This is a genomic window from Bradyrhizobium sp. 6(2017) (genome assembly GCF_011058295.2).
Classification (GTDB): domain Bacteria; phylum Pseudomonadota; class Alphaproteobacteria; order Rhizobiales; family Xanthobacteraceae; genus Bradyrhizobium; species Bradyrhizobium septentrionale.
In genome coordinates, this window is record NZ_CP049289.2 from 3,090,150 (window position 1) to 3,100,920 (window position 10,771).

Consider the following 10,771-nt stretch of genomic DNA (forward strand, 5'->3'; position numbering starts at 1 on the left):
CCCACATGCGCGACGCCGCTGCATAACGCCGCGCCGCGCATGTAATGTAATGGCAGCTATGCCTTGACGAAGGCGAGCAGGGTGCCATTGCCGGCAGCCGGCGGCACGGTGATGCTGGCGCCGCTCTTCACGCCGCTCGTGCCCAGCGCTTTCTCGGTCGCGGCAAGGTCGGCCGCGATCACGAGGCCGGCGCCGCCGCGCTCAGACAGGCCATCCAGCGATACGCCGGGGTAGCGCTTGCCGAGTTGGTCTTTGGTCAGGAACACGAAGTCGGCGCGGTCGCCGCCGGACGGCACTGCAACGGCACCGTCGGCATCGTGCCTGACGGCGATATCGATCATCCTGGAGAGATGCGCGGCATCGGTCGCGGGATCGGGCGAGACGATCAGCACCTGCTTGAGGCGTTTTGCCCCATTGGCGTGCGTCATCAATTCAGGAATCCACACCGTCTCGCGCGTCTTGTGCTGGCAGGCGAAGATGCGGACGCCGCCGGGCGCTTCCGCGGTCGGCCACTGGAAGGTGCGGAATTTCGCCGCCGAGACCGTGCCGTTCGGCAGCATCACCGGGCGTTCGAAATCGGTCGGCCCGACCGGCGTATAACCGCGGGCGCGGATCTCCTCGGCGCCGGCAGCGGAATCCACCGCGGTGAATGCGATGCGTTCGATGCCTTCGCCGCGCTTCTCCAGGAAGGCGCGCGCCGGCGCATTGTGCTCCGTCGGCGTCAGCACGCCGAGCAATTCCATGTAATCGGGATCAAACATGATGGTGTAGTTGCCCGATCCCATATGCGCGCTGTGGGTGCCGCGCGGCGACACGGTGAAGCCGAGCCGCTTGTAATTCTCGGCGGCCTTGTCGAGGTCCTTGACCATGACCACGGCGTGATCGATTCCGATGACGTTCTTGAGTGCCACTTGTTGTCTTCCCGGCTGGAATGAGGGATTGGCTTTTGTTTTGACGCGTTTTCTTCACGCGAACCGGTATCCACTTCGCTCGAAAACGCTATAAATCTAACCAGAACGATCGGGCGCCCGCAAGAAAGGATCATGATGAGCAGCAATGCCGTGCGCTCGCCCAATTCGCTCTGGGCAGCAGTGACGCCATCCGGCCCTGATTGTCCCGAACTGACCGGCGCGCAGCAGGCCGACGTCGTCATCATCGGCGGCGGTTTCACTGGTCTATCGACCGCGCTGCATCTGCGCGAGGCCAATGTCGACGTCGCGATCGTCGAGGCTGCGGAGCCGGGCTGGGGCGCCTCCGGCCGCAACAACGGCCAGGTAATTCCGACGCTGTCGCGTCCCGATCCCGATGACATCATTGCCAGGCACGGCGCGGCTGGCGAGCGCTTCGTCGCGATGCTGCGAGACAGTGCGTCCATGCTGTTCGACGTCGTCAAGCGCTACGACATCGCGGCCGAGCAAGAGCAGGCCGGCTGGGTGCAGCCGGTGCATTCGCCCGGCCGCATCAAGATCGCGGAGCGGCGGGTGCAGCAATGGTCGAAATTCGGCGCGCCGGTCGAACTGCTGTCGCGCGATCAGACCAGGGACATGCTCGGCTCGGATGCGTGGTATGGCGGCTTCTGGAACCGGACCGGCGGTCACGTCAATCCGCTGGCGCTGGCGCGTGGCCTTGCGCGCACCGTGCTCGGCCTCGGTGCGCGGATCTATGCCCGTTCGCCCGCGACGAGTTTCGAGCGCCGTGGTGACCGCTGGGTGGTGAAGACCGAGCAGGGCGAAATCTCCGGCCGCGCGCTGGTGGTCGCGACCAATGCCTATAGCGGCGAGTTCACCAAATCGCTGGTGCCGGAGATCGCAACCGAGGTGATGCCGGTGCTGTCGTGGCAGATGGCGACCCAGCCGCTGTCGGACAATGTCCGCAAGACCATCATCCCCGCCAGGCAGGCGATGTCGGACACCCATGGCGAGCTGTATTTTGCGCGCTACGACGCGCGCAATCGGCTCGTCACCGGCGGCGCCGTGCTCGGCCCGGGCGACAAGACCGCGCGGCTCAAGGCGCGGGTGACCGAGCGGCTGCAGCTGATATGGCCGCAGATCGGCGACGTGTCCTTCGACTATGTCTGGAACGGCTATGTCGGGATGACGGCGGATTTCCTGCCGCGTATGCACCGGCTGGGACCGAACGCCTATGGCTGGACCGGCTGCAACGGCCGCGCGGTGGCGCTGACGATTCCACTCGGCCGCGAATTGGCGCGGGCGGTCCAGGGCGTGCCGGAAAGCGAGCTAGCGCTGCCGTTCACCGAGCCGGTGCAGTATGTGGCGCACGGACTCCTGCGCAAGCTCGCGCCGTGGATGCTGGTGCTGTACCGGCGCCGCGATGCACAGGAGCTGGTCAAGGGCGATCGCTTCGAGCTGCTGCGCTGGGCGGAGTATTTCCTGGCTTCGCGCCGCTCACGGTGAACGCGGACCAACGCTACGCGATGCCCTGATTAGGCGATCAAGGCATCGCGCTTGCGCGTGAAGTCGCCGCCGGGGATCGCTGACAGCAGCGCCTGCGTGTAGGGATGCTGCGGCCTGCCGAACACCTCCGCGGTCGGCCCTTGCTCGACCACGGCGCCATCCTTCATCACGGCGACCAGATCGCAGATTTGTGCAGCAACCCGCAGATCGTGAGTGATGAAGATGATGGAGAGGCCGAGCTGCTGGCGCAGTCCGGCGAGCAGTTTCAGCACCTGCGCCTGCACCGAGACGTCGAGCGCCGAGACCGGCTCGTCGGCGACCAGCACGTCCGGCTTCAGCGCCAGCGCCCGCGCGAGCCCGATGCGCTGCCGCTGCCCGCCGGAAAATTCGTGCGGGAAGCGGTCGCCGGCGGACGGGTCGAGGCCGACCAGTTCGAACAGCCTTCGTGCTTCCGCGATCGCCGTTGTGCGGTCGGTGCCGTGCACGATCGGTCCTTGCGCCACCAGCTCGGCCGCCTTGCGGCGCGGGTTGAGCGAGGCGAACGGATCCTGGAACACCATCTGGATGTGGCGGGTCTCGCGCCTGATCTCCTCGCGTGTCAGCTTCGCCCAGTCCTTGCCGTCGAGCACGATCGATCCGGTGTCGGGATCGATCAGTCGCACGATGCAGCGCGCGAGCGTCGATTTGCCGGAGCCGGACTCACCGACGATGCCGAGCGTCGCGCCGCGCGGCAAATGCAGCGAGACGTTCTTGACTGCTTCCGTGATCCGCGCGCCGCGGCCGAGGAAGCCGCCGGTGCGGTAGGTTTTGGAGACGCCGTCGATGGTCAGGATGTCCTTGCCGGAAAGGATGCGCGGCGGCGGCGCCTTCAGCGGCGGAACCGCTGATATGAGTTGCTTCGTATAGGCATGCTGCGGATCGCTCAGCACCTTGTCGGCGGCGCCTTGCTCGACAATCGCGCCATGCTGCATCACCACGACGCGATCGGCGATCTCGGCGACGACGCCGAAATCATGGGTGATGAACAGCACCGCCGTCTTCTTGCGCTGCTGCAGGTCGCGGATCAGCTTCAGGATTTGCGCCTGCGTCGTGACGTCGAGCGCGGTGGTCGGCTCGTCCGCGATCAAAAGCTTGGGGTCGAGCGCCAGCGCCATCGCGATCATGGCGCGCTGGCGCTGGCCGCCGGAGAGCTCGTGCGGATAGGCCTTTGCGGCAGCCTTGGGGTCGGGGATGCGGACGTCCTCGAGCAGCGCCAACACGCGCGCATTGATTTCGGCCTTCGACAGGCCGGTGTGAATCGAGAACATCTCGCCGATCTGGTCGCCGATGGTGCGCAGCGGATTGAGTGCAGTCATCGGCTCCTGGAAGATCATCGCGATTCCGGCGCCGCGCACCTCGCGCATCTCGGCACTATCTGCGGCGCAGAGGTTGCGCCCATCGAATATCATCCGGCCCTGTTCGATGGTCACCTCATTCGGCAGCAGCCGCATGATGGCGTTCGCCATCATCGATTTGCCGGAGCCGGACTCGCCGACCACGCAGAGGATTTCATTCGATGCAATCGACAGGGAAACGTCGGCCAGCGCGTGCGGCCGGTCGGCGCCTTTGGGCAGGCGCACCGTCAGTCCGTTGAGCGAAAGGACGGTCTCGCTCATCGGCTCTTCAGCCTCGGATTGAGCGCATCGTTGAGGCCCTGGCCGACCAGCGACACCGCGAGCACGGTGACCAGGATCGCAATGCCGGGGATTGCCGAGACGTACCATTGCACGCGGAGCACATCGCGGCCGAGCCCGATCAGATTGCCCCAGGAGGCGACGTTGGGGTCGGACAGCCTCAGGAACGCCAGCGCGCTTTCCAGGAGGATCGCGACCGCCATCACCACGCTGGCATAGACGATCACGGGCGGCAGCGCGCTGGGCAGGATCTCGCCGAGGATCAGCTGGACGTCCTTCATGCCGAGCGTCTTGCCGGCCTGCACGAATTCCCGGTTGCGCAGCGACAGGAATTCGGCGCGGGTCAGCCGCGCAGGCGCCGGCCACGACACCACGCCGACCGCGATGGTTACCGTGGTCAGCGTCGAACCGAACACCGCGACCAAGACCAGCAGCAGCACGAAGTTCGGCAGGGTCTGGAACGCCTCGGTGATCCGCATCAGCACATTGTCGACCCAGCCGCCGTAATAGCCGGCGAAGGCGCCGACCAGGATGCCGATCAGGATCGCGATCACGGTGGCGACGCCGCCGATCAGGAGCGATATCCGCGCGCCGTAAAAGATTTGAGCTGCGATGTCGCGGCCGGAATTGTCGGTGCCGAGCAGGAAGCGCGGATTGGAGAATGGCCAGATCAGCGGCCGGCCCGCCAAAGCGAGGGGATCGCGCGGATAGAGCAAACCGGCGCTGATCGCCATCGCGATCACAAGCAGCAGCAGGATCAGGCCGATCACCGCGGCCGGGCTGCGGAAGTAGCGTTTCACCGCGTCCATCGTCAGCCCTCCGCCGCGATGCGCGGATCGAGCCGCGCGTAGAGCAGGTCGACGACGAAGTTCACGATGATGACCAGCAGCGCGGACACGAAGACGATGCCGAGCAGGGTGTTGAGGTCGCGCTGCACCACCGATTCATATGCGAGCCGGCCGAGGCCGGGCAGCGAGAACACGCTCTCCACCACGACCGAGCCGCCGAGCATGGTGCCGGCCTGAAGTCCGATCAGCGTCACCATCGGCAGCAGCGCGTTGCGTAGCACATGGCGGGTGATGACATGGGTCTCGTCGAGACCCTTGGCCCGGGCGGTGCGCACGAAATCGAGGTTCAAGACCTCCAGCATCGAGGCCCGCATAATGCGCAGATAGATCGCCAGAAAGATCAGCCCGAGCGTCAGCGTCGGCAGCACCAGATGGGCGGCGATATCGAGCACGCGCCAGATCCCGGTCTGCACCGTGCCGATGTCCTCGAAGCCGCCCGGCGGCAACCATTGCAGATAGACCGAGAACACCACGATCGCCATCAGCCCGAACCAGAATGAGGGGGTGGCGTAGAAGATCAGGCCGAGGGTGGAGATCATGGTATCCGGCCAGCGGTTGACGCCGCGCGCGGCGATCACGCCGAACAGCAGGCCGAAGAAGAACGCGAACGACAGCGACGCGGTCATCAACAGGATGGTCGGCGGCAGCCGCTCCAGGATCACGGTCGCCACCGGCTTGCCGTAGATCGAGGAGAAGCCGAGATCGAGCCGCACCAGCCGCCACAGATAGTTGGCGAGCTGCGCCGGCACCGAGAGGTCGAGCCCGTAGAACTTGCGCAATTCCTTTGCGGTCGCTGCATCGCCGCCGCCCATCTGCGCCATCAGCGCATCGACGGTGTCGCCCGGCGCCAGCTGCAACAGCAGGAACACGCCGATCAGGATCAGGAACAGGGTCGGGATCGAGGCAGCAAGCCGCCGCCCCGCAAGGCTCAGGATACGCATGCGTTATCTATAGCGTGTTCAGACGACGTGGACACCGGTCTGCATCGGATTGGCGCAGGTCTCTCGGTCACCTCGCCCCGCTTGCGGGGAGAGGTCGGATCGCATCGCACGATGCGATCCGGGTGAGGGGGTACAGGTCTATCGATAGACTAATCTCGCGGAGACGGCCCCTCACCCCAACCCTCTCCCCGTGAAGAACGGGGAGAGGGAGAAGGAGCCTCAGGCCGAAAGCCAGAGATCGTGCCAGCTCGCTGAGCCCCAGCGCGGCGTGTTGGAGTGGTTGCGCGCCTTGGCCGTGATCACGGTGACGAAGATCTGCTCGATCGGCATCCAGACCGGCAGCTCGGTGTTCACCTCCTTGACGAAATCGGCATAGAGCGCCTTGCGCTTGGCCGGATCGACTTCGGTCGCGGCATCGTCGATGGTCTTGTCGACGGTCTTGTCCTCCCAGCCCCACTGGTTGGTCCACGGCGCGCCCTTGGGCTGGCCGGAGCGGTACCACACCGTGGTCGAGACCGCGGGGTCGTTGCGGTACTGGTGCCAGCCGGTCGCGAGATCGAAGGCGTGCTCGTCATAGACCTGCTTGAGGAAGCCGCCGCCGTCGTTGCGCACGATGTCGACCTGGATGCCGACTTCTCCCAGCGACTGCTGGATGAAGGTCGACCACAGCGAGATGTCCTCGCCCCACGGCGCCGGCAGCAATTTGAGCGAGAAGCGGTTGCCGCCGGAGGCCTTGAAGCCGGCCTCGTCGAGCAGCGCGATCGCCTTGGCCTTGTCGTATGGATATTGCGGCGTGTTCGGCCCGGGATAGAAGTCGGTCGAGGTCGAGGGGATCGGCCCGGTGCCGAGCTTGGCGAAATCGCCGAGGAAATTGTCGATGAAGAACGGTACGTTGACCGCATGCGCGATGGCGCGGCGGACGCGGATGTCGGACAGTTCCTTGCGGCGGAAGTTGAACTCGATGGTGTTGGTGCGGGCGTTGCCCTCATTGCCCTTGGTCGCGACGATGAAGCGCTTGTCCTTGCCGAGCCGCGCCATGTCCGAGATCGTCAGCCCCGAGAACGGGCTGTAGTGCAGCTCGCCGGCCTCCATCTGCGCGGCCGCGGCGGCGCGGTCGGTGATCACCTTCCAGACGATGCGGTCGAGATAGGGCGCGTTCGGCCGCCAATAGTCCGGGTTGCGGTCGGCGATGATGTATTGCCCGCGCTCATATTTGACGAATTTGAACGGGCCGGTGCCGACCGGCGCCAGATTGGTCGGGTTCTGCCTGATGTCGCCGCTCTCATAGAGATGCTTTGCCGAGACGTAGCCGAGGTCGGGCAGGGCGCGGAGCAGGAGGTTCAACGGCATCGGCCGCTCGTAGCGGAAGATCGCGGTCTGCGGATCGGGCGTGTCGACCGCGGTGAGGAACAGCTGCAGCGTCGATCCGTAGTTGAGGATCTTCTTCCACATGTTCATCGCGGTGAAAGCGACGTCCTCCGAGGTGAACGGCTTGCCGTCGTGCCAGGTGACGCCCTTGCGCAGCTTGAAGGTGACGGTCTTGCCGTCAGGCGCCGCCTCCCAGCTCTCGGCGAGCACGCCGATCGGCTGTCCCTGGGCGTCGAGGTCGACCAGATTCTCCTGAATCTTGCCGCCGATGATGTAGACGCCGGTCGAGGCCTGGATGCTCGGGTTGAGCTGGCGCTGCTCTGCGCCGTAATGGACGTTGAACACGCCGCCCTTGCGCGGGGTTTCCTGCGCGAATGCCCGCATCGGATTGATGACATTGGCCGCAATCGCGGCCGAGGTCAGCAGGGCCGTGCGGCGGTTAATCTCAAGGCGGGTCAAATCCATACGCGGGTCTCCAGAACTTACATAAGGGCACGTATCGGCCGGCCAGCTGGTCGGTTGTGGCGGCCTTTGACGATGTTACGATGGAATGGGAACCCGAGTCATTTTCTAATGCCTCGCCCTTTTGGAGGATCGTTTCCGAAACCTGAAGTGGCGTGTCGCAGCGCGTCGCAACCCGAATTGCGCGCCGCATTGTCGCTCCCGGACGCTTCAAGGTGTGTGCGGTGATTCTCTCGGGGGCCTGTTTCGGGAGCCCCGAAGCCGCGCAAACCCTGTAATTTTAGGGGTCGGAAGCACCTTGACTTGAAAAAACACTGGAAAAATCCCTGATTCGGGGGCTGTCCACAGCGATATTGCTGTGGGGAGTGCAGAAAACACTGTTTTTCTCGGCGTTTTCCGCCATATCGTGCCCATTCCAGAATCAATGGAGCAACCATGGCTACCCAATTGTCGAAGTCGCAAGTGATCGAGAAGATCGCGACCACCACCGAACTCTCCAAGCGCGACGTCAAGAACGTCTTGGACTCGCTTGTCGATGTCGGCCACAAGGAGCTGAAGAAGGCCGGGGTATTCCTCGTCCCCGGCTTCGCGAAGTTCGTTGTCGTCAAGAAGCCTGCGACCAAGGCGCGCAAGGGCACCAACCCCTTCACCGGCGAAGAGATGATGTTCAAGGCCAAGCCGGCCCGGAAGATCGTCCGCGCTCGGCCGGTCAAGGCCGCCAAGGACGCGGTTTAAGATGAAAGGCCTCCGGTGACGGAGGCCTTTTGCTTTTGAGCCGTCGCTTCCTGCCGTAGGTTGCCAGCTGCGTTTTCGAGCGAAGTGGACACCGGTTCGCGTGAAGAAAACGCGCCAAAGCAAAATCTGGAGCTTCGGTTCTGGTTGAACCGGAACCGGAGCTCTAGACCACCGGCGATCGGCCACCATCGACATTGATGGCGGTGCCGGTGATGTAGGAGCCTTGCTCCGAGGCCAGGAAGCAGGCGAGGTTGGCGAACTCCTCCGCCGTGCCGATGCGGCCGAGCGGCGTGCCCTTGGCAAGACCCTTGGCGAATTCCCCGAAATCCGTGTCCGGCGCCTGGGCGGCGTGCCGCTTGACCCATTGATCGCTCATGATCAGGCCGACCAGGAGCGCATTGACCAGGATGTTGTGCTCGCCGCCTTCGTTGGCCATCACCTTGGTCAGCGCCATGCCGGCGGCGCGCGACACCGAGGTCGGCGCGGAATTGCCGGCCGGCGCCTTGGCAAAGGTGTTGAGCACGTTGATGATGCGGCCCCATTTGCGCTGCTTCATGCCGCCCCAGACAAGCCGGCTGAAGCGGATCGCGGCAAACAGCTTCAGGTCGAGGTCCTCCTGCCAGTCCTCGTCGCTGATGCTCTCGAAAGCCAGCGTGCGCGCCGTGCCGGCGTTGTTGACCAGCACGTCGATCTTGCCGAGATCGGCCACGATCCGGTCATGCGCCTTGGTGATGTCGGCGGCCTTCGCGACGTCGCAGACGTAATCGCGTACCACGAGGCCATCCCTGGCAAGCGCTTCGCGCGCCGCGGCGAGGTCGGCGGCGCCGCGGGCGAGGATCGCGACCCTGGCGCCGGATTCCGCAAACCGCCGCGCAACCGCAATCCCGATGCCCTTGCTGCCGCCGGTGACCACGGCGACGCGGTCTTTCATTGATAGGTTCATTGTTGTTCTCCCTGGGCATGATCCCGGCGAGAACGCTATCAAACCGACAATGCGACCAACAAGGTCATGCAGAGCAGGTGTGCCGTGACGATTAGTGCGAGATGGAGCGGGCCGGACATCGGATGTCTCCATTATGGGGCGCGGACGAATGCCAAGTGAGGTGAGCACCGCCGCTCAGGCTTCCTCCCCTTTGAAAGGGGGAGGGCGGGTGGGGGTTGCTCGCCGCGGGCGCTGGCGTCTGCGGAGGCAGGATCCCCACCCGGTTTGCTGCGCAAACCGATCTCCCCTTTTTAAGGGGAGGTGAAGACGCCGCTAGTTCAAGCTTGCGCCCGCCGTAAAGCTGCGGTCGACGGCCTTGCTGACATCGAGCGTCTTGCCGAGGATGCCGTAGCGCGTGGCGCGATCGGATGCGGCCTGCACTTCCTTCACCACGGCCTCGTCGATTGCGATCGGTGAGGTCTTCTGCGCTGTGTAGGCGGCGAGCAGCACGTCCTCCGGCAGTTTGGTCAGCTCGGCCGTGTTCCTGGCGTATTCGGCGACATGGTCGAGCGACCACAGCCGCGCCTTGTTGAGCCGCTGCACCAGATCCTGCACCGCCGCGCGCTTGGTCGCGATCGCGTTGTCGGAGGCGACGATGAAGGTGATGGTCGGCGTCAGTCCCTCGCCGTCGGCGACGACCCGCGCGTTGTCCTTCAGCGTGGCATACGAGATACAGGGCTCCCACACCGCCCAGGCGTCGATCGAGCCGGCGAGCAGCGCGATCTTGGCGTCGACCGGGCCGAGCGGCGCGAAGGTAGCATCCTCGATCTTGCTGCCGGCCTTCTCCAGCGTCGCGTTGATCAGGAACTGGCCCCAGCCGCCCCGCGTGCCGGCGAGCCGCTTGCCCCTGAGATCGGCCGCCGTCTTGATCGGCGAATCCCCACGCACCAGGATCGCCTGCGTCCGCGCGTCGGAGCGCGTGCCGCCGATCGCCTTGATCGGCGCGCCCGACGCATAGACCGTGAGGAACGACAGGTCGCCGGTGTAGCCGACGTCGAGCGCGCCGGCATTGATTGCCTCCAGGATCGGTGCTGCGGCCGGAAATTCCGACCACTCGATCTTGTAGGGCAGGCCCTTGGCGAGGCCGGAAATCTCGAGCAGCGAGCGGTTGCCACCCTTCTGGTCGCCGACCCGCAGCACGATCGCGTCAGTCGCGAACGCCGCTGCTGATGTCGACAGCGTGATCGCGGCGGCAAACAGCGCGGCCGCGGTGCGGCGGGTGAAGGTATAAGGAGGGCCCGAGCGGGTCAGTTTGCGCATATGACTTTTCTTTCCGAGAAGTTCGCTGCGCGGCGGAACGCGCGGCAGCGTTTGATCGAGTCTATGAGCAAGCCGTTCGCCGTCAACG

9 protein-coding genes are annotated in these 10,771 nt (G+C 65.0%); 2 read left to right on the forward strand and 7 right to left on the reverse strand.

Annotated features, from left to right (window positions below; translation table 11 throughout):
* Positions 1-56: 56 nt before the first annotated feature.
* On the reverse strand, positions 57-911 hold the full coding sequence (locus G6P99_RS14535) for a VOC family protein (RefSeq protein WP_029078247.1): 855 nt from the start codon (positions 909-911) through the stop codon (positions 57-59).
* Between the two features lie 135 nt (positions 912-1,046).
* On the opposite strand from G6P99_RS14535, the gene G6P99_RS14540 reads away from it, so the two are divergent.
* Complete coding sequence (locus G6P99_RS14540; RefSeq protein ID WP_029078246.1) at positions 1,047-2,414, forward strand: NAD(P)/FAD-dependent oxidoreductase; 1,368 nt, start codon at positions 1,047-1,049, stop codon at positions 2,412-2,414.
* 29 nt (positions 2,415-2,443) lie between these two features.
* Here G6P99_RS14540 and G6P99_RS14545 read toward each other — a convergent pair whose 3' ends face one another.
* From G6P99_RS14545 to G6P99_RS14560, 4 genes are all read right to left on the reverse strand, one after another.
* Positions 2,444-4,069 carry an ABC transporter ATP-binding protein gene (locus G6P99_RS14545; protein WP_029078245.1) on the reverse strand — a complete coding sequence of 542 codons (1,626 nt, stop codon included), beginning with the start codon at positions 4,067-4,069 and terminating at the stop codon, positions 2,444-2,446.
* Complete coding sequence (locus G6P99_RS14550) at positions 4,066-4,896, reverse strand: ABC transporter permease (RefSeq protein WP_029078244.1); 831 nt, start codon at positions 4,894-4,896, stop codon at positions 4,066-4,068. Before G6P99_RS14550 ends, G6P99_RS14545 begins: the two co-directional genes overlap by 4 nt.
* A 2-nt stretch (positions 4,897-4,898) precedes the next feature.
* Positions 4,899-5,876, reverse strand: coding sequence for an ABC transporter permease (locus G6P99_RS14555; RefSeq protein WP_029078243.1), 978 nt, complete (start codon positions 5,874-5,876; stop codon positions 4,899-4,901).
* Between the two features lie 219 nt (positions 5,877-6,095).
* Positions 6,096-7,709 (reverse strand): ABC transporter substrate-binding protein, encoded by a 1,614-nt coding sequence (locus tag G6P99_RS14560; RefSeq protein WP_029078242.1) that lies wholly within the window; start codon positions 7,707-7,709, stop codon positions 6,096-6,098.
* 432 nt (positions 7,710-8,141) lie between these two features.
* On the opposite strand from G6P99_RS14560, the gene G6P99_RS14565 reads away from it, so the two are divergent.
* Entirely contained in the window at positions 8,142-8,441 is a 300-nt protein-coding gene (locus G6P99_RS14565; RefSeq protein WP_021077434.1) for an HU family DNA-binding protein, read from the forward strand.
* A gap of 163 nt (positions 8,442-8,604) precedes the next feature.
* On the opposite strand, the gene G6P99_RS14570 is transcribed toward G6P99_RS14565, so the two are convergent.
* Together G6P99_RS14570 and G6P99_RS14575 are read right to left on the reverse strand one after the other, a co-directional pair.
* Entirely contained in the window at positions 8,605-9,384 is a 780-nt protein-coding gene (locus tag G6P99_RS14570) for an SDR family oxidoreductase (RefSeq protein ID WP_029078241.1), read from the reverse strand.
* Positions 9,385-9,696: 312 nt separating this feature from the next.
* The gene (locus G6P99_RS14575) at positions 9,697-10,683 is read right to left on the reverse strand and encodes an ABC transporter substrate-binding protein (protein WP_156928347.1); all 987 of its coding nucleotides are present in this window, start codon (positions 10,681-10,683) and stop codon (positions 9,697-9,699) included.
* Positions 10,684-10,771 lie beyond the last annotated feature (88 nt).

Excerpts from the sequence above, each read along its gene's own strand:
- G6P99_RS14560 (WP_029078242.1), bottom strand. The coding sequence starts at position 7,709 with ATGGATTTGACCCGCCTTGAGATTAACCGCCGCACGGCCCTGCTGACC.
- G6P99_RS14570 (WP_029078241.1), bottom strand. The coding sequence starts at position 9,384 with ATGAACCTATCAATGAAAGACCGCGTCGCCGTGGTCACCGGCGGCAGC.
- G6P99_RS14540 (WP_029078246.1), top strand. The coding sequence starts at position 1,047 with ATGAGCAGCAATGCCGTGCGCTCGCCCAATTCGCTCTGGGCAGCAGTG.
- G6P99_RS14555 (WP_029078243.1), bottom strand. The coding sequence starts at position 5,876 with ATGCGTATCCTGAGCCTTGCGGGGCGGCGGCTTGCTGCCTCGATCCCG.
- G6P99_RS14550 (WP_029078244.1), bottom strand. The coding sequence starts at position 4,896 with ATGGACGCGGTGAAACGCTACTTCCGCAGCCCGGCCGCGGTGATCGGC.
- G6P99_RS14545 (WP_029078245.1), bottom strand. The coding sequence starts at position 4,069 with ATGAGCGAGACCGTCCTTTCGCTCAACGGACTGACGGTGCGCCTGCCC.
- G6P99_RS14565 (WP_021077434.1), top strand. The coding sequence starts at position 8,142 with ATGGCTACCCAATTGTCGAAGTCGCAAGTGATCGAGAAGATCGCGACC.
- G6P99_RS14575 (WP_156928347.1), bottom strand. The coding sequence starts at position 10,683 with ATGCGCAAACTGACCCGCTCGGGCCCTCCTTATACCTTCACCCGCCGC.